Source organism: Hyphomonas sp. (assembly GCF_022844445.1).
Lineage (GTDB): Bacteria > Pseudomonadota > Alphaproteobacteria > Caulobacterales > Hyphomonadaceae > Hyphomonas.
Genome location: NZ_JALHLS010000013.1, coordinates 76,145 through 101,065, shown reverse-complemented (window position 1 = coordinate 101,065; position 24,921 = coordinate 76,145). Strand labels below are relative to the sequence as shown.

The 24,921-nt window shown below is 64.5% G+C and carries 25 protein-coding genes and 1 pseudogene; 18 read left to right on the top strand and 8 right to left on the bottom strand.

The window, feature by feature from the left end; genetic code table 11:
* Nucleotides 1-286: 286 nt before the first annotated feature.
* Complete coding sequence (locus Q0C17_RS14220) at nucleotides 287-856, bottom strand: sigma-70 family RNA polymerase sigma factor (protein WP_291207682.1); 570 nt, start codon at nucleotides 854-856, stop codon at nucleotides 287-289.
* A 274-nt stretch (nucleotides 857-1,130) separates the two neighbouring features.
* Here Q0C17_RS14220 and Q0C17_RS14215 point away from each other — a divergent pair, with 274 nt between their 5' ends.
* Entirely contained in the window at nucleotides 1,131-2,597 is a 1,467-nt protein-coding gene (locus Q0C17_RS14215; RefSeq protein ID WP_291207679.1) for a sigma-54 dependent transcriptional regulator, read from the top strand.
* Here Q0C17_RS14215 and Q0C17_RS14210 read toward each other — a convergent pair.
* Nucleotides 2,594-3,580 (bottom strand): GNAT family N-acetyltransferase, encoded by a 987-nt coding sequence (locus Q0C17_RS14210; protein ID WP_291207676.1) that lies wholly within the window; start codon nucleotides 3,578-3,580, stop codon nucleotides 2,594-2,596. The genes Q0C17_RS14215 and Q0C17_RS14210 overlap by 4 nt on opposite strands.
* Before the next feature lie 85 nt (nucleotides 3,581-3,665).
* The gene (locus tag Q0C17_RS14205) at nucleotides 3,666-4,631 is read right to left on the bottom strand and encodes an MFS transporter (protein WP_291207673.1); all 966 of its coding nucleotides are present in this window, start codon (nucleotides 4,629-4,631) and stop codon (nucleotides 3,666-3,668) included.
* On the opposite strand from Q0C17_RS14205, the gene Q0C17_RS14200 reads away from it, so the two are divergent.
* Nucleotides 4,630-4,863, top strand: coding sequence for a hypothetical protein (locus Q0C17_RS14200; RefSeq protein WP_291207671.1), 234 nt, complete (start codon nucleotides 4,630-4,632; stop codon nucleotides 4,861-4,863). The genes Q0C17_RS14205 and Q0C17_RS14200 overlap by 2 nt on opposite strands.
* A gap of 76 nt (nucleotides 4,864-4,939) precedes the next feature.
* Here the strand turns inward: Q0C17_RS14200 and Q0C17_RS14195 are convergent, their stop codons facing one another.
* Nucleotides 4,940-5,893: a hydrogen peroxide-inducible genes activator gene (locus Q0C17_RS14195; protein ID WP_291207669.1), complete on the bottom strand. Its 954-nt coding sequence runs from the start codon at nucleotides 5,891-5,893 to the stop codon at nucleotides 4,940-4,942.
* A 488-nt stretch (nucleotides 5,894-6,381) separates the two neighbouring features.
* Between Q0C17_RS14195 and Q0C17_RS18200 the strand changes: the two are divergent.
* The 13 genes and pseudogenes from Q0C17_RS18200 to Q0C17_RS14135 all read left to right on the top strand — a co-directional run.
* Nucleotides 6,382-6,540: pseudogene (locus Q0C17_RS18200) on the top strand (MraZ N-terminal domain-containing protein); the annotation flags it as partial.
* 403 nt (nucleotides 6,541-6,943) lie between these two features.
* Nucleotides 6,944-7,972, top strand: a complete 1,029-nt coding sequence (rsmH, locus tag Q0C17_RS14190; protein ID WP_291207667.1) for a 16S rRNA (cytosine(1402)-N(4))-methyltransferase RsmH — start codon at nucleotides 6,944-6,946, stop codon at nucleotides 7,970-7,972.
* Nucleotides 7,969-8,316: a cell division protein FtsL gene (gene ftsL, locus Q0C17_RS14185; protein WP_291207665.1), complete on the top strand. Its 348-nt coding sequence runs from the start codon at nucleotides 7,969-7,971 to the stop codon at nucleotides 8,314-8,316. The genes rsmH and ftsL overlap by 4 nt, the downstream gene beginning before the upstream one ends.
* Entirely contained in the window at nucleotides 8,313-9,947 is a 1,635-nt protein-coding gene (locus Q0C17_RS14180) for a penicillin-binding protein 2 (RefSeq protein ID WP_291207663.1), read from the top strand. The genes ftsL and Q0C17_RS14180 overlap by 4 nt, the downstream gene beginning before the upstream one ends.
* Nucleotides 9,944-11,380 (top strand): UDP-N-acetylmuramoyl-L-alanyl-D-glutamate--2,6-diaminopimelate ligase, encoded by a 1,437-nt coding sequence (locus Q0C17_RS14175; RefSeq protein ID WP_291207661.1) that lies wholly within the window; start codon nucleotides 9,944-9,946, stop codon nucleotides 11,378-11,380. Before Q0C17_RS14180 ends, Q0C17_RS14175 begins: the two co-directional genes overlap by 4 nt.
* Entirely contained in the window at nucleotides 11,377-12,813 is a 1,437-nt protein-coding gene (gene murF / locus Q0C17_RS14170; protein WP_291207659.1) for a UDP-N-acetylmuramoyl-tripeptide--D-alanyl-D-alanine ligase, read from the top strand. Before Q0C17_RS14175 ends, murF begins: the two co-directional genes overlap by 4 nt.
* The gene (gene mraY / locus Q0C17_RS14165) at nucleotides 12,813-14,006 is read left to right on the top strand and encodes a phospho-N-acetylmuramoyl-pentapeptide-transferase (RefSeq protein ID WP_291207658.1); all 1,194 of its coding nucleotides are present in this window, start codon (nucleotides 12,813-12,815) and stop codon (nucleotides 14,004-14,006) included. The genes murF and mraY overlap by 1 nt, the downstream gene beginning before the upstream one ends.
* Nucleotides 14,007-14,016: 10 nt before the next feature.
* Nucleotides 14,017-15,432: a UDP-N-acetylmuramoyl-L-alanine--D-glutamate ligase gene (gene murD / locus Q0C17_RS14160; RefSeq protein ID WP_291207655.1), complete on the top strand. Its 1,416-nt coding sequence runs from the start codon at nucleotides 14,017-14,019 to the stop codon at nucleotides 15,430-15,432.
* Nucleotides 15,429-16,580 (top strand): putative peptidoglycan glycosyltransferase FtsW, encoded by a 1,152-nt coding sequence (locus Q0C17_RS14155; protein WP_291207653.1) that lies wholly within the window; start codon nucleotides 15,429-15,431, stop codon nucleotides 16,578-16,580. Before murD ends, Q0C17_RS14155 begins: the two co-directional genes overlap by 4 nt.
* Nucleotides 16,573-17,673: an undecaprenyldiphospho-muramoylpentapeptide beta-N-acetylglucosaminyltransferase gene (murG, locus tag Q0C17_RS14150; RefSeq protein WP_291207651.1), complete on the top strand. Its 1,101-nt coding sequence runs from the start codon at nucleotides 16,573-16,575 to the stop codon at nucleotides 17,671-17,673. Before Q0C17_RS14155 ends, murG begins: the two co-directional genes overlap by 8 nt.
* Nucleotides 17,670-18,044, top strand: coding sequence for a hypothetical protein (locus Q0C17_RS14145; RefSeq protein ID WP_291207649.1), 375 nt, complete (start codon nucleotides 17,670-17,672; stop codon nucleotides 18,042-18,044). Before murG ends, Q0C17_RS14145 begins: the two co-directional genes overlap by 4 nt.
* Before the next feature lie 13 nt (nucleotides 18,045-18,057).
* Nucleotides 18,058-19,479, top strand: coding sequence for a UDP-N-acetylmuramate--L-alanine ligase (murC, locus tag Q0C17_RS14140; RefSeq protein ID WP_291207647.1), 1,422 nt, complete (start codon nucleotides 18,058-18,060; stop codon nucleotides 19,477-19,479).
* 94 nt (nucleotides 19,480-19,573) lie between these two features.
* The gene (locus tag Q0C17_RS14135; protein ID WP_291207645.1) at nucleotides 19,574-21,067 is read left to right on the top strand and encodes an MFS transporter; all 1,494 of its coding nucleotides are present in this window, start codon (nucleotides 19,574-19,576) and stop codon (nucleotides 21,065-21,067) included.
* Here Q0C17_RS14135 and Q0C17_RS14130 read toward each other — a convergent pair.
* The 3 genes from Q0C17_RS14130 to Q0C17_RS14120 all read right to left on the bottom strand — a co-directional run bounded on the left by Q0C17_RS14130 (nucleotide 21,064) and on the right by Q0C17_RS14120 (nucleotide 22,802).
* Nucleotides 21,064-21,672, bottom strand: a complete 609-nt coding sequence (locus Q0C17_RS14130; protein ID WP_291207643.1) for a TadE/TadG family type IV pilus assembly protein — start codon at nucleotides 21,670-21,672, stop codon at nucleotides 21,064-21,066. The genes Q0C17_RS14135 and Q0C17_RS14130 overlap by 4 nt on opposite strands.
* A gap of 4 nt (nucleotides 21,673-21,676) precedes the next feature.
* The gene (locus Q0C17_RS14125) at nucleotides 21,677-22,237 is read right to left on the bottom strand and encodes a TadE/TadG family type IV pilus assembly protein (RefSeq protein WP_291207641.1); all 561 of its coding nucleotides are present in this window, start codon (nucleotides 22,235-22,237) and stop codon (nucleotides 21,677-21,679) included.
* A 115-nt stretch (nucleotides 22,238-22,352) separates the two neighbouring features.
* Nucleotides 22,353-22,802: a pilus assembly protein N-terminal domain-containing protein gene (locus tag Q0C17_RS14120; protein WP_291207639.1), complete on the bottom strand. Its 450-nt coding sequence runs from the start codon at nucleotides 22,800-22,802 to the stop codon at nucleotides 22,353-22,355.
* Nucleotides 22,803-23,155: 353 nt separating this feature from the next.
* On the opposite strand from Q0C17_RS14120, the gene Q0C17_RS14115 reads away from it, so the two are divergent.
* Entirely contained in the window at nucleotides 23,156-23,311 is a 156-nt protein-coding gene (locus tag Q0C17_RS14115) for a Flp family type IVb pilin (RefSeq protein WP_291207637.1), read from the top strand.
* Here Q0C17_RS14115 and Q0C17_RS14110 read toward each other — a convergent pair.
* Entirely contained in the window at nucleotides 23,308-23,460 is a 153-nt protein-coding gene (locus tag Q0C17_RS14110) for a hypothetical protein (RefSeq protein ID WP_291207635.1), read from the bottom strand. The two genes, Q0C17_RS14115 and Q0C17_RS14110, sit on opposite strands and share 4 nt — an antisense overlap.
* Between Q0C17_RS14110 and Q0C17_RS14105 the strand changes: the two genes are divergently transcribed.
* Nucleotides 23,459-23,974 carry a prepilin peptidase gene (locus Q0C17_RS14105; protein WP_291207632.1) on the top strand — a complete coding sequence of 172 codons (516 nt, stop codon included), beginning with the start codon at nucleotides 23,459-23,461 and terminating at the stop codon, nucleotides 23,972-23,974. The two genes, Q0C17_RS14110 and Q0C17_RS14105, sit on opposite strands and share 2 nt — an antisense overlap.
* A gap of 97 nt (nucleotides 23,975-24,071) precedes the next feature.
* Nucleotides 24,072-24,920, top strand: coding sequence for a Flp pilus assembly protein CpaB (cpaB, locus tag Q0C17_RS14100; protein ID WP_291207631.1), 849 nt, complete (start codon nucleotides 24,072-24,074; stop codon nucleotides 24,918-24,920).
* Nucleotide 24,921: the final 1 nt, after the last annotated feature.

Below are 24,921 nucleotides of genomic sequence, written 5' to 3'. Positions count from 1 at the left end.
GACGACGACGGGCTCGCCGGCGAGCGCCTCAGCGGCGTGTTCAAGGCCGGAGACCAGGAGCTCTTCCTGGAAAGCCTTGTCCTTTACCTGCCGGTGGAGGGCGAGCGTACAGGGGATGTGATCCTGGTCCGGACTCGGCGGCGCTAGACTTGTTGCAATGTGCATGAGGCTCCGCGTCAGGCAGTTACCAGCAGGAAGCCGCTACGCTCGCTGTCCCTCCTGACCGCGGCCCGGTCCGACGAGCGTTTGCGGACGTTATCGAGTGGGTCGCGAGCCTTGTCCCGCCCTACGCGGCCTTTTGGGCTGGCGGCGTGTCGAGGCGTTCGATCAAGAGGGCGCGGGCGCGGCTGACGCGACTTTTCATGGTACCGGGGGCGCACTGGCAGGCTTCGGCGGCTTCCTCATAGGAGAGGCCGAGTCGGAGGACGAGGTGGATCGCGTCGGCCATGTCGGGTGGCAGGCGGGCGATCTGGGCGAGGAGGCTGGCGCTCTCGGCGGCGTCCTCGGGCGTGTGGCGGTCGACCAGCATGTCCTGCATCTCATCGCCGGGCATGGTTGTCATGCGGCGCTCGCGGCGCAGGCGCTGCAGCCATTCATTGCGCAGGACACGGAAGATCCAGGGGCGGAAAGGCCGGGTTGTGTCGAAGCTCGCGGCGGCGGAGAGCGCGCGTACGCAGGCGTCCTGCACGCAGTCGTCGGCGAGCGTCGGGTCGCCGCAGAGCTTGCGGGCATAGGCGCGCAGGGCCGGGAGGCTTTCGGCAAGCAGATCGGTGAGCAGGTCTTCGCCGATGTGCGCCTGCGCGGCGCCGAGGACCCCGGAGGGGTCGCAAGGCGCGCGGTGCTCGGTGTCGGCCATAGGTCGGGGTGCCCCATCCGGATTAACCACACAGATGCGCCGCAATATTTAACAAAGCGTTGGGAAAGGGTCGAAATGACCCCGCTCGACAAGCGGCTGGCCGCCCTTTGATGGCTACAGGATGCAAGTCGGGCGGGTCGGCGGGAAGATCGGTGAAATTTGATGCTTCCGGCAAACCGTAATTCCACCCCTCTGTGTCAGAACGGGGCGTAACGATGTGAGACGGAGCGCCTGCCGGCGTTTCCGTGCACGGATGAACCGGAAGGGTAGTATGATGGCCAAGACAATTCTCGTGATCGACGATGATCCGACGCAGCGCCGCCTGTTGCAGGCGGCTGTTGAGAAGGCGGGCTTTGCCTGCCGGACCGCGCCGGACGGCGAGGCTGGGATTGCGATGGCCTGCGATGCCCGCGAGGGGATCGACGTGGTGCTGCTGGACCTGACGATGCCGGGCCTTTCGGGCCTGGAGACGCTGGACCGCCTGGCCGAGCGCCGGGCCGAGCTGCCGGTGATCATGCTGACGGCGACGAGCGGGATCGACACGATCGTGCAGTCGATGCGCCGCGGGGCGGTGGACTTCATCGTGAAGCCGGCCAATCCGGAGCGCGTGGTCGTCAGTATCCGCAACGCCCTCAAGATGCAGAGCCTGACGGGCGAAGTGAAACGCCTCTCGCGCAAGGCCGAGGGCGGCATGAAATTCGAGGACATGATCGCCTCTGCCCCGTCGATGCGCGGCGTGCTGCGCATGGCGGAGCGGGCGGCGACGTCCGACATCCCGGTGCTGATCCTCGGCGAGAGCGGTGTCGGTAAAGAAGTGATGGCGCGCTGCATCCAGGGTGCCTCCAGCCGCGCCGGCAAGCCTTTCGTGACCGTGAACTGCGGCGCCATCCCGGAAAACCTCGTCGAGTCGATCCTGTTCGGCCACGAGAAGGGCGCCTTCACCGGCGCGGTAACCAAGTCGCTCGGCAAGTTCGTTGAGGCTGATGGCGGCACGCTGTTCCTGGACGAAGTGGGTGAGCTGCCCCTCGACGCGCAGGTGAAACTGCTCCGCGTGCTGCAGGAAGGCGAGGTCGACGCGGTCGGCTCGCGCCGCCCGACAAAGGTCAACGTTCGGATCATCTCGGCGACAAACCGTGATCTGGCCGGCCAGGTGAAGGCCGGTACATTCCGCGAAGACCTGTTCTACCGTCTCAACGTGTTCCCGCTGGACATGCCGTCGCTGAAAGAGCGGCGCGAGGATATTGCGGCGCTGGTCGAGCACTTCATCGCCCGCTTCAATGCCAGCGAAGGCGCGAAAGTTGCCGGTGCCTCGCCCGAGACACTGAAGATGCTGCAGGCCCATGACTGGCCAGGTAACGTGCGCCAGCTCGAGAATGCGGTGTTCCGCGCGGTCGTGCTCTGCGACGGCGATCTGCTGCGTCCTCAGGATTTTCCGCAGATTTCCGGCCAGATGCCGGACATCACCAGCCTGCCCGTGCTGGCAGAGGCGCGTGCGCCGCTGCCGGTGGCCGCCAATGATGCTAGTCCGGTCGACGGCTCTGGTCCGGTGGCGATCAAGGACAAGGACGGCGAACTTCGCAGCCTGCAGGATATCGAACGCGACCTTCTTCAGTATGCGATTGAATTCTATGATGGCCACATGAGCGAAGTCTCGCGCCGTCTCGGCATCGGACGCTCGACGCTTTACCGCAAGGTACGCGAGTACGGACTCGAAGTACGCGGCGAACGCGAAGCGGGCTAGTTCCGGGGCGTCCCCAGGTCGAAGGACATGGCGACGTTGCAGCGCGCATAGCGTTTGCCATAGCGTTCCATGATGTCTGCATCGTGGACGAAGCCGGCCTTTTCATAGAGGTGCACGGCGGCAGCGCATTTCGTGTTGGTCAGCAGGAAAAGCTCGCCGATCGGCATCTGCCGGGCGCGTTCGAGGACGCGCGCGAGCAGGAATTCGCCGGCTTTCAGGCCGCGGGCTGAGGCGCGCACGCCCATCTTGGTAAGTTCGAAGCTTGAGCCATCGGCCGGCATCAGCGCGCAGGTGCCAACGATGCCGAGGTTGCCCGCTTCGACAAACAGGATTTCGCCGCCCCGGTCGAGGATCATCTCCTTCGGGTTCTCGATGATCTTGATGTCATTGGCTTCCAGCGTGAACATGTCGGTGACCCATTCGCGCGTGATGGCGTCAAACTCGGATGCGAGGCGGTCGTCGTATTCGACGAGGCGCAGGGCGGGCAGGCCGCTGGCGGCGGCGGTCTCGTCCTGGATGCGCACATGGATGGGGCGGGCCTGAAGGCCTTCCTCGAGCCGCGTGATCCAGGAGAGGATGTCCGTATCCGGACCTTCGCAGAGGGACTGCGCCGCGCGCCGCACATAGGGCCACATGTCGTGCTTGAGTTCCGCGATCAGCGCTTCGCCCTTCGGCGTGAGGCGGATCTGTTTCTGGCGGTTGTCGCCCTTGACCGGCACGGTGCGGGTGAGGCCGAGCTTCTGGAGGCTGTTATGGATGCGGGTGACCGCGGGTTGGCTGATGCCGACGGCCTCGACCGCTTCGGTCACGCTGAGCGGGCCATAGGTGGTCAGCGCGGCGAGCAGCGGGAAATGCGTCGCCTGAACGGGGACGCCCCGGTCCGCGAAGGCCTTGGTGGCATCTGCTTGCATGCGCTCGGCCAGCCTTTTCAGACGGCTGCCGAGGGCGAGATAGCCCATCTCTGCCAAAACATCGCGCGCCATGCCGGGTCCTCGTTCGGTTCGCAAGATATATAACATGTTATATATCGAACACGTCAAGGGGGCGGGCGGCCCTGGTTTGCCGGGATCAGGTGTCTGCGGCGGCGGGGTGGGCGGCGACTGGCCGGGCCATGTGGGTCAGCACAAGGCCGCCCACAGCAACCGGCAGCATGATCCAGTAGAGACGGGACTGGGCTTCGATGCCGCCCGGTGCGAAGGCGTCGTAGGCGAAGCCCGCCACAATGCTGGTAACCGCCATGATCGGCCCGAAGACGAGCGCGCCGTTGACCGCATAGGCGAGGGGCAGCTTGTCGTCGGGCAGCGAGGCCTGGAGGAAGCGCATGGTCGCGATATGGGTGACCGCGAACGTCGCCGCATGCAGCGTCTGCTGCAGGTAGACCGCCTCGACGGGCAGCACGAAGCCGGCCATCAGCCATCGCACCAGGGCGCCTAACCCGCCGATCCACAAGAGGGTCTGGGGTGTCATGGCGCCCAGCAGGCGGCTGGACACGAGCAGCAGCAGGATCTCGGCGCCGACACCGGTGGCCCAGAGCGCGCCGATATGGCCGCCGCCGATGCCCTGCGCGATCCAGATATTGGACGCGAAGGCGTAGTACGCGCCGTGGGTCGCCTGGATCAGGGCAGCGGCCATAATGAAGATAAAGACCCCGTCGATCCGATAAAGGGCAAATCCGTCCCGGAAGGTCGAGATGACGGTGCGTTTCGCGATGGCCTGGCGTGCGCCCTGCTGGGTGAAGAGGGGGGCGATCGTCGCGAGCAGGGCGGTGGCAACGAGATAGACGAGTACCCAGTCGGGCCCGAAGGCGCCGAGGATGGCGCCGCCAACGAGGTTTGCGATCACGAAGGCGAGCGAGACGATGGCGCGGCCCTGGCCATAGTCGGGGCGGCCCTCGCGCGTGCCATAGACGAGGATCGCCTCGAACAGCGGGCCCGCCACATTGAGGGCGCTGTAGATCAGGATGCAGAGCAGGAAATCGACAGCGCGCGGCGAGTCCGGGAAGAGCAGGGCATATCCGGCAAGGCTGACCGCCATGGCAGTGGAGAGGGTGGCGCAGGCCGCGGTCCTGCGCGATGCCGGCGGCGAGCGGGCCTGCAATGATGCGGATGGCCATCGCGATCGTGGCGGCGCCGGCGATTTCAGCGCCGGACATGCCGGCGACCTTTTCCATCCAGACCGGCAGGTAGGGCAGGTTTGCGCCCATCACGAGGTGCACACAGCTGGCCGCCAGGGTCGCTCGCCAGGAGGCGTTCAGCTGCATGTGTGATCCGGTCCCCTGAAGCGTTCTCGCGTCCGTGGGTCTTATGCCGGAGGCAGGGTGAGTGGTAAGCCCCCGGGAGAGATTATTCTCGCGCGTTGCTGCGATGACGCGCTTCAGCGGCGCTCAGTGCAGCCTGGCCGGGCTTCAGGTGTTCACGGACGAGTTCGCCGAGCTGGCGGGCCTCGGCGGCGCGCGGGCTGCCGGCTTTCCAGGCAACCCCAACCTGGCGGCCGATGACCGGGGTCACGAAGGCGCGGACGGCCACGTCGGGGCCGAGGGCGAGGCCGTTGTCGGCGGCAAGGCGCGGGATCAGCGAGACACCGAGGCCGCCGGCGACCATGTTGACCAATGTGCCGAGCGAGGTGGCAGAGACCTGGTCGCGCCCCGGCCCGGGTTTGAGGCGGCAGACCGAAAGGGCATGCTCGCGCAGGCAGTGGCCATCATCGAGGAGAAGTAGGTCTTCGCCCTTCAGATCTTCCGGGGACAGACCATTCTTGCGAGCGAGGGGGTGGCCGGTCGGTGCGGCGAGCAGGAACTCGTCGTCCAGCAGAGCCATCGTCTCGATACCCGGCGCGTCATAGGGCAGGGCGATAAACGCGGCATCGAGCGTGCGGGCCTTCAGCTGATCGACCAGGCGACTGGTGCGGTCCTCTGTGAGGTAGAGCTTCAGGTCCGGATATCTGCGTGTCAGTACCCGGACGGTCTGCGGCAGGACGAAAGGCGCGATGGTCGGGATGGCGCCGAGATGGAACGGGCCTGAGAAAAGTTCGCCGGCCGTGGTGACAGACTGGACGAGGGCGTGCGCGTCGGCGAGCAGCGCCGAGGCACGTGCGGCCGCAATCTCGCCGGCATGGGTCAATGTGGCGCCGCGCGATTCCCGTTCCGCGAGCGAGACCCCGAACAGGTCTTCGAGTTCCTTGATGCCGGCCGAGAGCGTGGGCTGGGTTACGTGGCAGGCTTCTGCGGCGCGGGAGAAGGAGCCCGTTTCACCAAGGGCGACGAGGAACTGCAACTGGCGGAGTGTGGGAAGGATCATAGGATACATCTATGGCAAGTTCTGGAATAATCAATTTTTCTTATGAGGCGAAAGCGGTATCCTGACTGCGACACAAGATGCCATCCGGCTCCCCAGCCGCCGCGATCCTCCCCCCTTGATCGCGCGCCCCATGCTCCGGAGCCGGATGGTTTTGTGCTGCCGGATCACGCCCGCCGGCTGACTTTCCGGCCACGGATGATCCGTCCCCGGAGGCCGCTCCAGGGCGCCGGGAAAGAGGGCGCGCGGACATTGCAGCTCCGTAAGGTTCCTTGCCCGTTCCGGTAGATGCATCGCTTCGGAGGGGACCGATGCGGCTTCGCAACACACGGGCTCAAGCTCCGGAAAAGGTTATGGAAAATTATCGCCTCCCACGCGATCCCATGCACGGGATTCACCGGGTTCCGCCGATGGGCACATTTTGTTCCCTTATTGGTCTTGTGTGGAAATCCCGATTCGGCCTGAGCGCCCATTGAGACCCATACCTGCCCATGATAGTCCATGTTCACACATGGTTTACCCATGCTGGGGTTGAGGCAAATCAAGACAAGGACGGGCGGGTGTTTTATTCCACCTATGAGGGCGCTATTGACGCGAAAGGGCGGGTTTCGATCCCGGCACCCTATCGCGCCGCGCTGGGTGGAAACTCCCGCGTTTTCATCTGGATAGCGCCGGATGGCTCAGGCGCGCTGGAGGGCGGGGGCGAGGCCCTGATGGAACTCTATGCCGAGACCCTGGCGGAGCTGCCCCTGCAATCCCCGGTTCGGGAAGCGTTCGTCACGTCTGTGATTGCTGGCTCTGCAGACCTCAAGATCGACGATACCGGGCGGATCAAGCTGCGGAAGAGTTCTGCGAGGCGGCCGGCATTTCCGGGCGCATCCGGTTCACCGGTGCCATCGAGAGCTTCAAGATCTGGGACCCGGCCCGGTTCGAAGCCCACCGTGCCCGTCAGAACAGCGTTGCCCGGGATTCGGAAACACTCGGCGCCTTCCATGAAGCCTACCGCGAAGTGCGCAAGCGCCGCGCGGCCGCCTCGCGCGGGGAGGCAGGTTGATGGTCGCTCGCACGGGCACCCGCACGCCGGCACCGTCCGGCCACCTGCCCGTCATGCTGGCGGAAGTGCTGCAAACGCTGGCGCCGGCAGATGGCGACGTGATCGCGGACGGCACGTTCGGCGGCGGCGGATATTCGCGCGCGATCCTGAAGGCGGCCAATTGCTCCGTGCTCGGCATTGACCGGGATCTCGATGCGATCATGCGGGCCGAGGCGCTGGCAGCGGAAATCCCTCGCCTGGTGCCGCTGCTCGGCCGGTTCGGCGATCTGGACACGCTGCTGGCGCAGGCGGGGCACCCTCAGGTCGACGGCGTAGTGCTGGATATTGGTGTCTCCAGCTTCCAGATCGACGAGGCGGAGCGCGGCTTTTCCTTCATGAAGGATGGCCCGCTGGACATGCGGATGGGCGCGTCGGGCCCCTCTGCAGCGGATGTCGTGAACCAGATGGCGGAGCGCGACCTCGCCAACATCATTTTCCGGCTGGGCGAGGAGCGCAATGCGCGCCGGATTGCCCGGTCCATCGTGGAGCGGCGCGTCTCGCAGCCCTTCTCGACGACGGCGGACCTTGCGGCGCTGGTGGAAGTGGCCGTGGGCGGGCGGCGCGGGGCGCGGATGCACCCGGCGACGCAGACGTTCCAGGCGATCCGCATGTATGTGAACGACGAGCTGGGCGAGTTGGCCCGTGGGCTGGCAGCGGCTGAGCAGGTGCTTAAACCCGGCGGCCGGCTGGTCGTTGTGACGTTCCACTCGCTGGAAGACCGCTTGGTCAAGCAGTGGCTGCGTGAGCGAACAGGCGGGGTCCCGGCCGGATCGCGGCATGTTCCCCTCCTCGCCAGGCCGAAGCCACCGAGCTTCGAGCAGATGACAAACAAGGCGCTGCAACCTTCTGAAAAGGAAGTGGAAACCAATCCGCGCGCACGGTCTGCAAGACTGCGGGCGGCGCGCCGGACGGATGCGGCCGCCTTCGCCAGTCCGGCGGACGATGGAATGGACCTGCCGCCGATTACCGAGCTGGAGGCCTCCACATGAGCCGGCGTGCATTTTTCTTCGGGTTGCTGGTCGCAGCCCTTCTCGTTTTCAGCCTTTACCGGGCCAAGTACGGCGCGCGCGATACCGCCGCCGAGCTGATGGCGGTCGAGGCGCAGATCGAACAGGCGCAAAAGGAAAAGGCGGTGCTCGAAACCGAGCTTGCCCATATGAGCCGGCGCGACTGGATCGAGGAATACGCCCGCAAGGAGCTGGGCATGGCGCCGCCGAAGGCTGACCAGATGGCGGACGAGGACGACCTCGATGATGTCGTCGGCCCGCCGGTCGATGGTGTCTTGCCTGCAGCTGCTCCGCAGGCGGAAGAAACGCCGGAGGCCGCGCCATGAGCGAAGCCTCGCGCGACCGGACGCGGCTCGCAGGGCTCGTGCTCTGCGGTGTCTTCGTGCTGATGGCCGGGCGGGGCGGGTACCTGGCGCTGTCCGGTGCGCCGGAGTCCAGCGCAGCGACGATGGCTGCCGAAGTTACGCCGAAAGCTCTGCGGGGTGAAATCCGCGACCGGAACAATCAGTTGATGGCGGCTACCGTGGAAGTCCATTCGCTGTGGGCAAACCCCAGTCTCATCTGGGATGCCGAAGACGTGTCGATTGGTCTGAAAGAGGTGTTTCCGGAACTCAGCCTCGAAGACCTCAAGTTGCGACTGTCGGATCCTTCGCGCCAGTTCGTCTGGGTGAAGCGCGGTCTGACGCCGCGCCAGCGCGAAAGCGTAATGGCGCTTGGCCTTGAAGGCCTCGGCTTTCGTACGGAAACGCGCCGCGCCTACCCGCTCGGCGCGCTGGCCGGGCATGTGCTGGGCCAGGTGAATGTTGACGGAAAGGGGATCGCCGGCGTCGAGCGCACGCTGGATGCAGCGCTGGCGAGCGGCGAAGCGCCCGTGCAGCTGACGCTCGATATTGAAGCCCAGTCAGCGCTCGAATCCGAACTCGCGGCGGCGGCTGCGCTGTACGAGATGGAAGGCGCCGCGGCGATCCTGATGAACACGCATACCGGCGAAGTTCTGGCGATGGCGAGCTGGCCGGCCTTCGATCCGAACCGCGCCGCAGACATTCCGGCAAACGATCCGTCGCGCCTCAACCGCGCGATTGGCGCGGTCTATGAACTCGGCTCGATCTTCAAGCCGCTGACGCTGGCGGCCGCGCTGGACCGCGGCGCTGTGCGCCCGAACGACAGCTTCGATGTCAGCAAGCCGGTGCTCGTCGGCAGCTTCGAGGTGAAGGATACCCACAAGTTTGCCCAGACGGCGAACCTGACAGAAATCATGGTCGAAAGTTCGAACATCGGCACCGTGCACATCGCGCGTGAGCTGGGTGTCCCGCGGCTGACGGCCTTCCTGGATGCGGCGGGGCTGATGAGCCGCGCGCCCATCGAGTTGCCAGGCAGCGAGCGCCCGCTGATGCCGAAGCATATCGATGATGTGACGGCGGCCACGATCTCCTATGGCCATGGTATGTCGGTCTCGCCGCTCGCTTTCCTCACCGCCTTCGCCGCGCTCGGCAATGGCGGTGAAATGGCGCCGCCCACGCTGCTCCTTGACCCGGAGCGGAAGGTGGAACCATCACCGCTCGTGTCGGCGATCACGGCGGAAATCGTCCTGCGCATGATGCGGGAATCAGTGGTCCGCGGCACCGGCCAGCCGGCCGAAGTTGCCGGCTACCGCGTCGCGGGCAAGACCGGCACCGGCGAGAAAGCCATCGCCGGCGGCTATGACAAGAACGCAAATATCTCGAGTTTTGCAGCCATCTTTCCCGAGGATGGCCCGCAATATGCCCTGATCGTGACGCTGGATAATCCCAAGGCCACGGTTGGCCGTGGTGCAACGGCGTCCGGCAGCGCGGCCCCCGTGGCGGGCCGGATCATCGAACGTGTGGCGCCGCTGTTTGGCGTGACCCCGCGCTTCGACGATGTGCGCCCCGCCCGGCCAGGTCTCACCGCAAGGACCCCAGAAAGGAGTGCCCTGTGAAATTGAAGGACCTCTTCCCGCTCGCCGAGAACGGCGAGACCGAGATCCTCGGAATGACTGCCGACAGCCGCAAGGTTGAGCCCGGATACCTGTTCGCCGCCCTGAAGGGCAGCGTGCAGGATGGCAGCAAGTTCGCGGCGATGGCCGTCCAGAAAGGCGCTGCGGCGATCCTGTCGGATGGCAGCGCCGAGGCGGGCGACCTGCCGCATGTGATTGCCGACGAGCCGCGCCGCGCGCTGGCGCTGGCGGCGAAGCGTTTCTACGGCGCGCAGCCCGCGCAGGTGGTCGCCGTTACCGGCACCAACGGAAAATCCTCGACCGTCGATTTCGCGCGCCAGATCTGGAGCCGCGCCGGCTACAAGGCGGCCTCCATGGGTACGCTTGGCGCGATCGGTCCGAGCGGCAAGGTCGACATCGGTCACACGACGCCGGATCCGGTCACCATTCACGAGACGCTGAGGGCGCTGGCCGGGCAGGGCGTCACGCACTGCGCCATGGAGGCCTCCAGCCACGGCCTTGAACAGCACCGCCTCGACGGCGTGGACCTGTCGGCAGTGGCCTTCCTGAACTTCACGCAGGACCATCTCGATTATCACGGCACAATGGAGGAATACCTCCATTCCAAGCTGCGCCTGTTCACCTCGCTCGCCCCGAAAGGCGTGCCGGCGATCGTCAATGCCGATAGTCCGCAGAGGGATGATTTCGAGGCTGCCGCGCGCGGGGCCGGCCTGCAGGTCGTCTCGTTCGGCTGGCGCGGGGAAGATCTCTGGATCGACGAGCTGATGCCGAAAGCGACCGGCCAGTCGCTCTTCCTCTACTGGCGCGATGTGGAGCAGAAGCCGGTCGAGCTGCCGCTGATCGGCGAGTTCCAGGCGCTCAACGCGCTGGCCGCAGCCGCGCTTTGTCTGGCACTCGGCATGGAGTTCCCGGCGGTGGCCGATGGCCTTGCCAACCTCAAGCCCGTCAAGGGCCGCCTTGAGTTTGTGGGCAAGACCGAAACCGGCGCGGCGGTATTTGTGGACTATGCGCATACGCCTGACGGGCTGGATGTGCTGCTGCGCGCCGTGCGCCCCCACACCGCCGGGCGGCTGAAGGTGATCTTCGGCTGCGGCGGCGACCGCGATGCGCGCAAGCGCCCGTTGATGGGCGAGATTGCCTCGCGCCAGGCCGACGATGTGATCGTCACTGACGACAATCCGCGCTCTGAAGACCCCGCGAAGATCCGCGCCGCCGTGCTGGGGGGTACCAGAGGCGCGCGCGAGATCGGTGACCGGGGCGAGGCGATCCGCACGGTTATCCGTGAGCTGAAAAAAGGCGATACGCTCGTCATTGCCGGCAAGGGCCACGAGACGGGACAGATCATCGGCGGCAGCATCCTGCCATTCTCCGACCAGGACGAAGCGCTCGCGGCGCTGAAAGGCGCAACCGCATGAGCGCCCCCCTTTGGACATCCGACGATATCGAACTGGCAACTGGCGGCATTGCAACGGCGCCGTTCACGATCACGGGCGGCGTGTCGATCGACACGCGCAGCCTGCAGCCGGGCGATCTCTTCGTCGCGCTGAAGGATCAGCGCGACGGGCATGACTTTGTCGAAGCCGCCTTCAAGGCAGGCGCAGCCGGGGCCCTGGTCTCGCGTCCCGTCACGGGCGGGCCTGCGGTGCAGGTGGACGATGTGCTCGAGGCGCTGACCGCGCTCGGGATTGCGGCGCGTATCCGCTGCGGCGCGGTGCGAACGGCGGTGACAGGCTCGGCGGGCAAGACGTCGGTGAAAGAAATGCTGGCGCGCATCTATGCCGCGTTCGGCCCGGCACACTCCAACACCAAGAGTTTCAACAATCACTGGGGCGTGCCGCTGACGCTCGCACGGATGCCGGAAGAGACTGAGCGCGCGGTGTTCGAGATCGGCATGAACACGCCGGGCGAGATTGCGCCGCGCAGCCACATGGTGCGCCCGCAGATCGGCATCATCACCTGCATCGCCGCGGCTCACCTGGAAGGCCTTGGCTCGGTCGAGGCGATTGCGCGCGAGAAGTCCGATATCTTCGCGGGGCTTGAAGCGGGCGGCACGATCATACTGCCGGCGGAAGACGCGTTCCTTGACTTCCTCTCGGCGCGCGCGCGCGAACTTTGCCCGACCGGCAATGTTGAGACCTTCGGCCGCTCGCCGGACGCCACCGCGCGCATCACCGGTTACGAAACCGATGGACGCACGAGCCGCGTCACCCTGGATGTCGTCGGGCGCACCGCGACAGTCACGATCAATGCCGTCGGCGAGCACTGGGCATCGAACGTTGCCGCCGCGCTGCTGGCGGCGAGCCAGACCGGACGCTCTGTCGAAGATTGCGCAGCAGCGCTGAACGGCTACGCCCCGCCGCCGGGCCGCGGCACCGCCGAGACGCTGGCACTGCCGGAAGGTGGCACGTTCACGCTGATCGATGACGCCTACAATGCGAACCCCGCCAGCATGCGCGCGGCGCTCGCGTCCCTTGCCCAGCGCACGGGCGGGCGGCGCCTCGCGGCGCTCGGCGACATGCGCGAAATCGGCTCCACATCGATCGAGGAACACATCGCGCTGGCTGATCCGATCGTCGAGGCCGGTGTCGAGGGAGTATTCCTCGCCGGACCTGAAATGCAACGCCTCGCCGAGGCGCTTCCGCCGGGTTTCCCACAGACATCTGCTCCGTCAGCGGATGAGTTGTGGAATCAGCTGCAAAAAGCCCTGAAGGACGGCGATCTGCTCTTGATCAAAGGGTCGAATGCCTCCGGGATGGGACGGTTAGCGGACCGCTTGCGCCAATGGAGTGCAGCGGCCGGTCTGGGCAAGATGGATGGCGGGCCAGAAGGGCCTGCAAGGGTAAGCTGATGCTGTATGAATGGCTGGCCGCGCCAAGCGGTGCTTTCAATCTTCTGAACTACATCACCTTCCGCACCGGTGCGGCAGTGGTGACGGCGTTCCTCGTGACCGTCATCTTTGGCAATGTGATCATCAATGCGCTGCGTGCCCGCCAGGGCAAGGGGCAGCCGATCCGCGACCTTTCCCTCGAAGCCCAGATGTCGAAGAAAGGTACGCCCACAATGGGCGGCCTTCTGATCTGGCTTGGCCTGATCGTCGGCGTCGCGCTCTGGGGCAACCTTCAGAACCCCTATGTCTGGGTCACGCTGTTTGTGACCTTTTCCTACGCTTTCCTTGGTTTCCTTGATGACCTCGCGAAGGTCACCAAGCAGTCGACCGATGGTGTCTCGGCCGGGGCGCGCCTGCTGGCTGGTTTCGGGATCGCTGCGCTAGCCTGCGCCATCATCATGGGTCTGCACGGCGCTCACACGCCGGCAGGTCATGCGCAATGGGGGCCGCTCAATCCGCTCGCCGAATGGATCGCGACGCTCGCCCCGCAAACTTCGGTCGAGCCGGCCGATCCGGATTTCTCCGGCGGCGTTGCGGTGCCATTCGTCAACAATTACTTCCTGCCGCTCGGCGGGTTCTTCATCCTATTCGGCATGATCGTGATCGTCGGTGCCGCCAATGCCGTGAATTTCACGGACGGGCTGGACGGCCTCGCGATCGTGCCGATGACCTTTGCCGCCGCTGCCTATGCAATGATCGCCTATCTCACCGGCAACTTCGTGTTTGCGGACTATCTCGGCATCCAGTTTGCGCCGGGCGCCGGTGAGCTGGCGGTCGTGCTCGGCTCGATGATCGGGGCAGGCATGGGCTTCCTCTGGTACAATGCGTATCCGGCGAAAGTCTTCATGGGCGATACCGGTTCGCTCGGTCTCGGCGGTATGCTGGGCGTCGTCGCCGTCGCCACCAAGCACGAGTTCGCGCTGGTCGTGATCGGCGGCCTGTTTGTCATCGAGGCCGTCTCGGTGCTGACCCAGATCGGCTGGTTCAAGATCACCAAGCGCCTGACCGGGGAAGGCAAACGCATCTTCCTGATGGCGCCGCTGCACCACCACTTCCAGAAAAAGAACTGGCCGGAGACGCGCGTCGTCGTCCGTTTCTGGATCCTCTCGGTTCTCTTTGCCCTCGCGGGCCTCGCTACGCTGAAGCTGAGGTGAAACCCGCGCGATGATCCCGATCACCGAATACGCTGGGCGAGACGTTGCTGTGTACGGCCTTGGCCGCACAGGTCTTAGCGCTGCCAAGGCCCTGAAGGCCGGCGGCGCGCGCGTCCATGCGTGGGATGACAACGAGGAGACGCGCGCCAAGGCCGAAGCGGCAGGCATCGCTCTGTCCGACATCAACAAGCGCGACTGGCAGACCTTTGCCGCGCTCGTGCTGTCACCGGGCATTCCCTACAAGTTCCCGCAGCCGCACCGTCTCGTGCGGATGGCCGAGATGACCGGTGTGCCGGTTATCGGTGATATGGAACTGTTTGCCCGCGCCGTGCAGGCGCTGCCCGAGCGTGGCCGCCCTAAGGTCGTCGGCATCACCGGCACCAATGGCAAGTCGACCACGACCGCCCTGATCGGCCACATCCTGAAGGAAGCCGGACGCGATGTGCGCGTCGGTGGTAATATCGGCACAGGCGTGCTCGACCTCGCCGCACTGCACTCGAACGCTGTCTATGTGCTGGAATTGTCGTCCTACCAGCTCGACCTTGTGAAGAGCCTGCACTGCAATGTCGCTGTGATGCTGAACCTCTCGCCGGACCATCTCGACCGGCATGGCGGCATGGATGGCTACCAGGCCGCGAAGATGCGCATTTTCTACAATCAGGGTCCGCGCGATGTAGCGGTCGTCGGATTCGACGACATCTATACACAGTCGATCGCGATCGGCCTGTCGGCCAGCGGGCCGCAGCGCGTGACGCAGATTTCCTCGACCTATACGCTGGGTAAGGGCGTGAGCGCCGTCGAGGGACGGCTCTACGACAATCTCAACGGCAAGGCCGAGTTCATCGGCAAGCTGGAAGACTGCCCCGCTCTGCAAGGGCGCCACAATTTCCAGAACGCCGCCGCCGCCTATGCGACCTGCCGCGCGCTTGGCCTTGATTCCGCGACGATCATGGCGGGCCTGCGTTCCTTCCCCGGCCTCGCACACCGGATGGAGAATGTCGGCGACATTGACGGCGTCCGCTTCGTCAACGACTCCAAGGCAACGAATGCACAGGCCGCCGAACAGGCACTGCGCGCGTTCAAGAACATCTACTGGATCGCCGGCGGCGTCCCCAAGGCGGAAGGCATCGCCCCGCTCGCGCCACTGTTCCCGAACATCTCCAAGGCCTATCTCATCGGCCAGGCCGAAGGCGCCTTTGCGGCTTCGCTGCAGGGCAAGGTGGCGATGCAGGCCTGCGGCACGCTGGACCGCGCGGTTGATCAGGCCTTCCGGGATGCCAAGGCCTCCGGCGATCCGGCGCCTGTCGTACTGCTCTCGCCTGCCTGTGCGAGCTTTGATCAGTTCAAGGACTATGAGCATCGCGGAGATGTGTTCCGCAGCCTCGTCCGGTCGATGGCGCCGGCGGCATTGAAGGAGTCTGCGTGACGCATACGGCTGCCGCCCCGCTGCTGCCCCGGTCGGATTCTTCCTGGTTCACCGAATGGCGCCGAACGCTCGACTGGGGGCTGGTTGCAGGCATCCTGCTGCTTGCCGGCATCGGCCTGTTGATGTCGCTCGCCGTCGGCCCCTCCGCTGCGGCGCGGATCGGGTATGAAGACCCCTACCATTTCACCTACCGTCAGGCCCTGCATGCCGCCATCGGCATCAGCCTGATGCTGGGCGTGAGCCTGCTTGAGCGCAAATGGGCGCGCCGCGGCGCAATCGTTATCTTTGTCATGTCCCTGTTCCTCATGGTGGCGACGGTCCTCTTCGGCCACGAGGTGAACGGCGCGCAGAGCTGGTTCCGCTTCAGCGCCTTCTCCGTCCAGCCCACTGAACTGGTCAAGCCGACGCTGATCGTTATGTGCGGCTGGCTCCTGTCCCAGCGCGAACGCTATCCTGCCGGCCCCTGGGCCTTCGTGTCGTTCATGTTCTACGCCGTCACGCTCGGCCTTTTCCTGCTGCAACCGGATGTCGGCGGCGCAGCGCTCCTGTCGATGGCGTTTCTCACCGCGTTCTTCGTCAGCGGCCTGCCGAAGCGCTGGATCATCGGGTTCGGGGCGGGCGGCGCTGTGCTCGCGGTCGCCCTCTACAATCTGCTGCCTTATGTGAAGGTAAGGGTGAACACGATCCTCAACCCGAGCTCGGTCGACACCTTCCAGATCGAGAAGACGATGGAAGCGATCGGCAGGGGCGGGCTTTTCGGCACCGGACCGGGGGAGGGGCAGGTCAAGCTTCAGATCCCCGAAGCTCACAACGACTTCATCTTCGCAGTGATTGCGGAGGAGTTCGGCCTGGTGGCCATTGTTGCGGTCATGGCCATCTATGGCCTGATTTCGATCCGCGGGTTCCGGGCCGCCGCACGCATAGAAGACGGGTTCGTGCGCACCGCCGCGGCCGGCCTTTTTGCCCTGTTTGCGATCCAGGCGGCCGTGAATATCGGTGTCAATCTGGCCATCGTACCGCCCACCGGCCTGACCCTGCCCTTCATCTCCTATGGTGGCAGCGCAATGGTCGGGATGGGATTGACGCTCGGCCTTGCGCTTGCTCTCGTGCGCGGAGAAGGCACGAGGAGCCGCGGGCCGTATGGCTAAACCACCCCGAGAGAAGCTGGTCGTCATCGCTGCAGGCGGGACGGGCGGCCACATGTTTCCTGCCCGCGCCTTCGCGGACGAGCTGCGCGCGCGCGGCTGGAAAACCGCGTTGATCTCGGATTCGCGCGGCCTGCGCTACGCAGCTGAGTTTCCGGCCGACTGGAAGGAAGAGATCGAGGCGGCCTCGCCGAACTTCCGCAAGCCGTGGACGGTTCCGGGCGCCGCGCTCAAGATCAATGCCGGGATCGCCAAGGCTTCGCGCCTCCTGAAACAGCACCGCCCGGCGCTGGTCGCCGGCTTCGGCGGGTATCCTGCCTTTCCGGCACTGGCTGCGGCGCGCCGGCTGGGCATCCCGATCATCATCCATGAACAGAATGCCGTGCTCGGCCGGGTGAACCGCCAGTTTGCCCGCCACGCCAAGCTGGTCGCCAGCGGCTTTCCGCGGCTCGACTTCCTGCCCTCCGGTTCGCCGCACCTGCCGGTGGGCAATCCCGTGCGCGCCCCGATCCTGGCGGCGGCAGGGCGGCCCTTTCCGCCGATGGACGATGCGCTCAACATCTTTGTCACCGGCGGTAGCCAGGGTTCGCGCATCATCGGCGAGATCGTCCCTCTTGCGATTGCACAGCAATTGCCGCCGCCCCTGATGGCGCGCATCAAGGTGGTGCAGCAGGTGAGGGAAGAGCAGGTCGAGGCGGTGCAGGCAATCTACCGCGCTGCCAGGATCGAGTGCGAGCTCGCACCCTTCTTCTCCAACATGCCAGACCGGTTGGCCGAGGCGCATCTCGTGATTGCGCGGTCCGGCGCCGGTACGGTGAGCGAGCTGGCGGCCGTGGGCCGCCCGTCCATCCTGATCCCGCTGGCGATTGCCATGGACGATCACCAGGCGGCGAATGCCGAGGCGCTCACCGAAGTCGGCGCGGCGGACATGCTTCTGGAAGCGAACGTTACACCGAAACTGCTGGGCGCCCTGATCGCAGCGCGGCTTTCGGATCCGGACGACCTGAAGGCCCGGGCGGCGGCGGCAAAATCTGCCGCCAAGCCGGACGCCGCAAGAGAACTTGCCGACATGGCCGAAAGGGTCGCTGAGCTGTGATCCGCAATTCTGCTTTTTTGGCGATGGGCTTTGGCCTGTTCCTCGCAATTGCCGAGGTCATGCGCAACTGGGGCAACTGGCAGCCATGGCCGTTCTGGATCGTCGACTTCATCGCTGCAGGTTCGTTGGTCTGGGGCGGACTGCGTACGTTGTATCAAGGCTCGTCACGCCTGCTTTCCGCAGCCTGGGGCTTCACGGTCGGGATCTTCTGGATGTCCTTCTTTTCGCATACCGAGGCCCTCAACACCGGCACGGAACAAACCTATGCGAGCGGTACATTGAGCGAAGGCATGCTGACACTGATCATCGGCGCGATGCTGCTGGCTGCCATAGCCGGACTTTTCATGTCGCTGACGCGCCGGACCATCTAGGAGCGAGACCAGAATGACCGCCCCCACACCTTTTTCCGTAGGCCCGGCACACATTGTCGGCATTGGCGGTATCGGCATGTCCGGCATCGCGGATGTGATGCTCACGATGGGCTATGAGGTGCAGGGCTCGGACGTGGCTGACAGCGCCAACGTGGAGCGGCTGCGCGCGCGCGGCGTGAAGGTGTTCATCGGCCACAAGCCTGAGAACGTCACCGGTGCAGGCACCGTGATCATCTCCTCGGCGATCAAGCGGGACAATCTTGAAGTGCAGGCGGCACGGGCTGCGGGCATCCCGGTGGTCCGGCGCGCCAACATGCTCGCCGAGATCACGCGGTTGAAATACACGGTCTGCATTGCGGGCACGCACGGCAAGACGACGACGACCTCACTGGTTGCCTGCCTGCTCGATGGGGCAGGGATTGACCCGACCGTCATCAATGGCGGTATCATCCATGCCTATGGCTCGAACTACAAGGCGGGCGAAAGCGACTGGATGGTCGTCGAAAGCGACGAGAGCGACGGCACCTTTGCCAAGCTGCACCCGACCTGCGCCATCGTGACCAATATCGATCCGGAGCACATGGATCATTACGGCACCATGGACCGGCTGCGTGAAGCGTTCGACACCTTCGTCGAGAATCTGCCCTTCTATGGCTTCGCCGTTCTGTGTACGGATCATCCTGAAGTTCAGGCCCTGGCGGCGCGTGTCACCGACCGGCGCCGTATCACTTACGGCTTCAACCTGCAGGCCGATGTGCGCGCGACCAACCTGCGTACGGACCTCAATGGTTCGCACTTTGACGTCGAAATCCGGCGCGCCTCCGGCAGCCCGAGACTGATCAGCGACTTCACTTTGCCGATGGCGGGCGAGCACAACGTGCAGAATACGCTGGCGGCGATTGCCGTCGCCCTCGAACTCGGGGCGACGGACGAGCAGATGCGCAACGCGCTCGCCAAGTTTGGCGGAGTGAAGCGCCGGTTTACGCAGGTGGGCGACTGGACGCCGGTGCCCGGTCAGCCGCCGGTCAAGGTGATCGACGATTACGGTCACCACCCGGTCGAGATTGCTGCCGTACTGAAAGCCGCGCGCGCCATGCAGGGCACGCAAACGCTGATCGCCGTCTGCCAGCCGCACCGGTATTCACGCCTGCACGACCTGTTCGAGGAATTCTCCACCTGCTTCGATGCGGCGGACCACGTACTTGTCGCGCCGGTCTATGAGGCGGGCGAGACGCCGATCGCCGGAGTGACGAGCGAGGCGCTGGTCAATTCGATCCGCAGGCACGGGCACAAGAGCGCAGAGGCGCTGCCGGGCCTCGCCAGTCTGCCGGACAGGGTTCGCGTACTTGCCGGTCCCGGCGCGATGGTTGTCTGCCTCGGGGCAGGGGACATCACCCGGTATGCCGGAGAACTTCCGGCCAGGCTCAAAGGCTGACGCCGGGTCACCGCCAAAACTGCTTCCTCTTTCACGGCGAAGGGATAGTCTCCGCCGCGGAGAGCGCAGGTTACTTGCGCCGGGAGGATTTCGAATGGCGCAAGTAGTGCTCGACACGCCGGCTGGTTCTGCGCGGGGCATAGCGCCCGGCGAAGGCGGGGTCCTCGGCAAGACCGGATTTGCCTGGGCATGGTTCGAGGCAGCGCGGAATCCCTATTACATCCTGATCGTCATCTATGTGTTCGCGCCGTATTTCGCGCGTGACATCGTGGGTGCCGACATTCTGGCCAGCGGCCGGCTTGAGGGGCTGAGCCCCGAAGAGGCCCGCCGCGCGGCGGGCGCCGAAGGCCAGGCGATGGTTGCAAACCTGTCGAAGACTGCGGGTTACATCGCCGCGCTGACCGCGCCGTTCCTGGGCGCCGCCTTTGACCGGGGCTTGCGCCGCAAGCCGCTGCTGCTGATCTGTCTCTCTCTGATCTCGCTCGTCAGCTTCTCGCTCTGGTGGGCGATCCCCGGACCCGCGGGCCTGTCGACCGGCGCGGTCATGGCGCTGCTGATCTGCGCCTATGTCTGCTACAGCTACAGCGAGGTGGCGCACAATTCGATGCTGCCCGACGCAGCCGCTCCCCCCGCTTTGCCAGCGGTGTCGGGCCTCGGCCTCGCGCTCGGCAACGCCGCGGCGACCGTCATGTTCGTCGGTATCGTGTTCTTCTTTGCCCTGCCGGACGCAATTGGCTGGCCCGCGAAGGAGCCTTTCTTCGGCATCGACACATCCAAGTACGAACAGTTCCGCATCGCCGGCCCGATCTGCGGCGTCTGGCTTCTGGCGTCCATGTGGTACTTCTTCTTCAATGCCCGTGACACCGGTGTGAAGGGTACCTCGCCCATCACGGCGATCACCGAAGGCGCGAAAGGCGTCGTCCGCACGATCCGCCGCGCGGCGCATCACCGCGAAGCATTCAAGTTCCTCATTGCCCGGACGATCTACGCGGATGGCATGTTTGCGCTGCTCACGATGGGCGCGGTGTATGTCAGCCTGTTTCTAGGCTGGGGACTCATCGAGTTGACGATCTACGCCATCTGGGCTTCGGCCTGGGCGGTGGTGGGTGGCATCTTCGGCGGATGGCTGGACCAGCGCCTCGGCCCGAAAAATGCGCTGATCCTGGAGCTGGCCGCGATCGTGCTGATCCTGTTCCTCGGCCTGTCAATCACCCGCGACTCGGCCTTCTTCGGCCTCGTGCCGAACGTCAAACTGAACGACTGGCCGTTCTTCTCGGGATCGTCCGACCTGATTTACTTGGCGCAGGGCGCGCTGATTGCAGTGTTCGCCACTGCCAACATCTCGTCCAGCCGGTCCATGCTGCTCCATGTCGCGCCGCTCAACATGCGCGGGGAATTCTTCGGACTGTTTGCAATTGCAGGCACAGTCACCGTCTGGATCGGGCCGATGATGATAGAGTATTTCACCCGCTGGTCCGGCGACCAGCGCATTGGCATGTCAGCCATTGCGCTTCTGTTCTTTGCGGGTCTCGCCGTCCTTCTGACCGTCAAGCGCGAGCCAGCGGCGACCGAGAGCCACGCGCCTTAGCTGCTGGGGCTGAACCCGGTGCCCGGATCGGTGTCGCGGACGCGGGCGATCTGGGTAACGCGGCGGGGACGCAGGTAGAACACGTCGGTCAACGTCTGCGAGGCGTCGAAGACGACGCCAACAGTGCTGTCGTATTCAAATTCCACTTCGGCAACGATGACCGAGCCCGGACTTTGTACAAGGCCGGCTGGAACCGAGATCAGTGCGTTCGGAGAATAGGGCGTCATCAGGTATCCGTCCGACCAGTCGACACGGGTCTGTCCATCGCCGTTGTCGACCACCGAAGTGATTCGCATACGGGTACTCAGGGCCGAGTAGGGCTGCATCGTAACCGACGCAGCATCGAACAGTTCGTTCATGTCGGCGTCGCTGACGGTGATGAGGCGGGCGGTGAGGTCACCGAGGCTGGAGGCAGTGGTGGTGACGCGGCGATCGGCACGCATCAGAAGGCTGAGTTCGATACAGCCGAAGTAAATCAGCACCATCAGCGGCGCGATCAGGGCGAACTCGACGGCGGAGATGCCCTTCTCATTGTAGCAGATCCCCTGGATTCCGCGCCAGCGCGTGCGACGGGTGAGGGGTGAAAGAAGGCCGGAGAGGGTCATCTTATCAGCTCCCGAACGGTTCGTTGCGGAAAACGGCGCTGGCCTGCAGCAGGTGACGGTCACCGGACATGTTGGCCAGAGGCTTGGACATGACCGGTGTGATCAGATCCCACTCGTAGAAGGCGCGTACCGCGATGATTTCGCTCGGGCCGCCAGGCTCGAAGCGGAAGTCTTGGTCATCAAGCTCGCCGTCCTCGTCGATCGGTGCGCCGATTGGAGTGGCACCAAAGTTCGTCACAGTGCGCACGTCGATCGACAGGCGGGCATCACATTCCAGGATGCCGAAAACCTCGCCGCAAAGCGACTGGCGGAACTGGATGTCGGTCATGCCGGCCTGCTGGGCCTCGCCGGTACGCAAGGGCCGCGCGGCTTCGCCGACAGCATGTTCCATCACGGTCGACATGATGAATATCAGGCAGACTTCGAGGAGGCCGAAGATGAGGAAGAAGAACGGGGCCGCGATCAGGGCGAACTCGACGGCCGCCGAGCCGCGCCGGTTTTCGGCATACTTCTGCCAGCGCGACTGAAGGCGCGCAACGAGACTGTAAGGCTGAGCGCTGGCCATTGATCCGATCCCCAGATGAGTCAGAGCCTTGGACTTAACACGTGCCGGTTTGCCGGAGGTTGAGCCAAACCTTCAAATTTGATCAATCTGGCGCCATCCTGGCCCAGGGCAGGAACTACTCGCCGCCGCCGGTGAGCGCCTGGGATTGCAGTTGCTGGTCGATCAGGGCGGCGAAGTGGCCCGGTTCGTCACCGGCGCTGAGCACGGCCTTGCAGTTGGGCGAGCAATCATAGGTGTAGCTCTGACCGGCCCGGTTGATGGTTACCAGATTGCTGGAGCTGGTCGTCACCATGACATCGGCATTGTAGATCTCGCGGCCGGCCTTGTCGAAGACGAGGAGGTTGGTGGTGCCATAGCTCTTGCCGGTCACAAACAGCAATTGCTCATTGTGAGCGGTGACATCGGCCACGTTATTGTTGCCGATCACAATGCTGGAGGCGATGCCGTTGATCCGGACCGGCTTTGCCTTGCCGGTTTCGACAAACAGCGGTTCGGCCATAGCCGCGCAGGCGAGGGAGAGCACGGCAGCGCCAAGCGCAGCAGCTTTCAGGCAGATCGTCTTCATGCGGAACTCCGGCAGGGCAGGGATATCGTAATATTCCAGATTTAGGTTTACTGATTCCTAACCGACAAGCTTCGCGCGGTGTTCCGCATAGGGAGGGCGTAAGGCCACGGGCGGCATCGGCGCCGAATATCTTCACTCTATATATAGGCTGCCGCAGATTTGCAGGATCAGCCCGAGGCGGTGATCTCCAGCTCTTCACGCTTGCTTCAGCCGCGGTAAACGAAACCCTGATTTGACTTCACGACTTTTCTGATTTCTTCAATTATATCTGAACTGTGCGAGTGTAGAAGTGTCCCTGTTCCGGAAGAAAAGTTCAAGCCGGGACATGTCAAAACGCATGATGGGAGTTTCCAATGTTTGCACGTTTTCTGAAAGACGAGTCGGGCGCAACCGCAATTGAGTACGGCCTGATCGCCGCTCTTATCGCTGTTGCCATCATCGGCGGTGTCACCGCTCTCGGCAACAACGCCGGTACCACGTTCAACGCGGTTGCTGCTGAAATGGCCTAATAGGCCCAAGTCAGTCTACTGACGATGGAGCCGCCGGGATTTCCCGGCGGCTCTTTCGATTCCGGAACCGGTGTGAGCGCGCCGGGAAAGGCTTCGTTCAGGCTTTTGAGGCAGCTTTCCGCAATAGTCTGACCCGGAGCTGCCGTCATGATTCTCTTCCTTCTCTCGGGCCTGTTCCTGGCTCTCTGCATTTTTGCCGCGCTGCATGACGTCAACCGGCTGACGATCCCCAACTGGCTGAACCTCACGATTGCAGGGCTGTTCTTGCCTGCCGCGCTGGTGTCGGGCCTGCCGCTGGAGATGCTCGGCGGCCACCTGCTTGCCGGCGCGCTTGCCTTCGTGATCGCGATCGGACTGTTCGCCTTCCGCGTGTTCGGGGGAGGGGATGCCAAGATGATTCCCGCCGTGATGCTCTGGATGGGCCCCGGCGCCGCGCTTTCCTTCGTTATCGCGATGGCTGTGGTCGGCGGTGTCTGCGCCATGATTCTTTTGGTGGGTAAGCGGAGCATTCCGGTCGCCGCGATTCCCGGTTTCATGCGCGCCCCGTTCGGAGAGAAGGGCGGGGTCCCCTATGGCGTAGCGATTGCCGCCGGCGCGCTGCTGGCGGGGCCAGCCTCGCCGGTGCTCGCCGCATTTTATGAATCTCTCGGCCTTGGCGGTTAACGTTCCTTTAGGCGCTGCGTGCGAATTTCCCTTTGAATGAGAAGGCTTACTGCGTCCTGCAGGGCCTGATGACTTCGAGTAGAAGGAGTGGCGCCTGATGTCGCCGATGCGTATCATCATCCTACTTCTGGCGTTGGCCGCCGCAGGAGGCGCAGCCTTCCTCGTGCTCCAGATGAGCAAGCCGCAAATCCTGACGGAAACTGTTACCAGGGACAGGACGCTCATCGAAGAGCGGGAAGTGTCGGAAGTGGAAGTGCTCACGGTCACCCGCGATTTCGCGGTCGGCGAGACCATCGCGGCGGCTGATCTTGCATGGTCTCCCTGGCCGCAGGCCAACGTCGTCGAGGGTTACTACGTCCAGACGACGGCGCCTGCTTCAATCGAGACCCTGACCGGCGCCATTGTGAAAGCAGCCCTCTACAAGGGTGAGCCGGTTCTGCCTCAGAAGGTCGTCATCAAGGGTGAGCAGGGCTTGCTGGCCACCATGATGAGCCCGGACATGCGCGCTGTCTCGATCGAGATCTCTGCCGAATCGGCTTCGGGTGGCTTCATCCTTCCGAACGACCGCGTCGATCTCATCCTTACCTATGAACAGCAGGCCGAGCCTGACTTCGGTATTCGTGAACGCACTATCGCAACGACCATCATCTCGAATGTCCGTGTCCTGGCAATCGACCAGAACTTTGCTACCAACGAAGAGGGCGAGACCGCGCGCCTCGGCAGCACGGCGACGATTGAAGTAACTCCGGCCGAAGCGGAGCTTGTCGCCCTGTCCATGAGCGTGGGGGAAGTCAGCCTGGCGCTGCGCCCGCTGGAGACATCGGTGAGTGGCACGGATCGCAATCCGCGTACAGAACTGCTGCAGGGCGCAAACGAAGAATCGGGCGCAGGCCTCAAGATTATCCGTAACGGCAAGGCATCCAATGCCGGTGTGGGGGGCAACTGAG

What these genes read in the sequence shown, in the direction of transcription:
- Q0C17_RS14220 (WP_291207682.1), bottom strand. Translation starts at nt 856, where the DNA reads ATGGCCGACACCGAGCACCGCGCGCCTTGCGACCCCTCCGGGGTCCTC.
- Q0C17_RS14205 (WP_291207673.1), bottom strand. Translation starts at nt 4,631, where the DNA reads ATGGCGGTCAGCCTTGCCGGATATGCCCTGCTCTTCCCGGACTCGCCG.
- Q0C17_RS14115 (WP_291207637.1), top strand. Translation starts at nt 23,156, where the DNA reads ATGTTTGCACGTTTTCTGAAAGACGAGTCGGGCGCAACCGCAATTGAG.
- cpaB (WP_291207631.1), top strand. Translation starts at nt 24,072, where the DNA reads ATGTCGCCGATGCGTATCATCATCCTACTTCTGGCGTTGGCCGCCGCA.
- Q0C17_RS14180 (WP_291207663.1), top strand. Translation starts at nt 8,313, where the DNA reads ATGAGCGAAGCCTCGCGCGACCGGACGCGGCTCGCAGGGCTCGTGCTC.
- murF (WP_291207659.1), top strand. Translation starts at nt 11,377, where the DNA reads ATGAGCGCCCCCCTTTGGACATCCGACGATATCGAACTGGCAACTGGC.
- murD (WP_291207655.1), top strand. Translation starts at nt 14,017, where the DNA reads ATGATCCCGATCACCGAATACGCTGGGCGAGACGTTGCTGTGTACGGC.
- murG (WP_291207651.1), top strand. Translation starts at nt 16,573, where the DNA reads ATGGCTAAACCACCCCGAGAGAAGCTGGTCGTCATCGCTGCAGGCGGG.
- Q0C17_RS14210 (WP_291207676.1), bottom strand. Translation starts at nt 3,580, where the DNA reads ATGGCGCGCGATGTTTTGGCAGAGATGGGCTATCTCGCCCTCGGCAGC.
- Q0C17_RS14130 (WP_291207643.1), bottom strand. Translation starts at nt 21,672, where the DNA reads ATGACCCTCTCCGGCCTTCTTTCACCCCTCACCCGTCGCACGCGCTGG.
- Q0C17_RS14120 (WP_291207639.1), bottom strand. Translation starts at nt 22,802, where the DNA reads ATGAAGACGATCTGCCTGAAAGCTGCTGCGCTTGGCGCTGCCGTGCTC.
- Q0C17_RS14135 (WP_291207645.1), top strand. Translation starts at nt 19,574, where the DNA reads ATGGCGCAAGTAGTGCTCGACACGCCGGCTGGTTCTGCGCGGGGCATA.
- Q0C17_RS14215 (WP_291207679.1), top strand. Translation starts at nt 1,131, where the DNA reads ATGGCCAAGACAATTCTCGTGATCGACGATGATCCGACGCAGCGCCGC.
- Q0C17_RS14125 (WP_291207641.1), bottom strand. Translation starts at nt 22,237, where the DNA reads ATGGCCAGCGCTCAGCCTTACAGTCTCGTTGCGCGCCTTCAGTCGCGC.
- Q0C17_RS14200 (WP_291207671.1), top strand. Translation starts at nt 4,630, where the DNA reads ATGGCAGTGGAGAGGGTGGCGCAGGCCGCGGTCCTGCGCGATGCCGGC.
- Q0C17_RS14105 (WP_291207632.1), top strand. Translation starts at nt 23,459, where the DNA reads ATGATTCTCTTCCTTCTCTCGGGCCTGTTCCTGGCTCTCTGCATTTTT.
- Q0C17_RS14110 (WP_291207635.1), bottom strand. Translation starts at nt 23,460, where the DNA reads ATGACGGCAGCTCCGGGTCAGACTATTGCGGAAAGCTGCCTCAAAAGC.
- ftsL (WP_291207665.1), top strand. Translation starts at nt 7,969, where the DNA reads ATGAGCCGGCGTGCATTTTTCTTCGGGTTGCTGGTCGCAGCCCTTCTC.
- Q0C17_RS14195 (WP_291207669.1), bottom strand. Translation starts at nt 5,893, where the DNA reads ATGATCCTTCCCACACTCCGCCAGTTGCAGTTCCTCGTCGCCCTTGGT.
- rsmH (WP_291207667.1), top strand. Translation starts at nt 6,944, where the DNA reads ATGGTCGCTCGCACGGGCACCCGCACGCCGGCACCGTCCGGCCACCTG.
- murC (WP_291207647.1), top strand. Translation starts at nt 18,058, where the DNA reads ATGACCGCCCCCACACCTTTTTCCGTAGGCCCGGCACACATTGTCGGC.
- mraY (WP_291207658.1), top strand. Translation starts at nt 12,813, where the DNA reads ATGCTGTATGAATGGCTGGCCGCGCCAAGCGGTGCTTTCAATCTTCTG.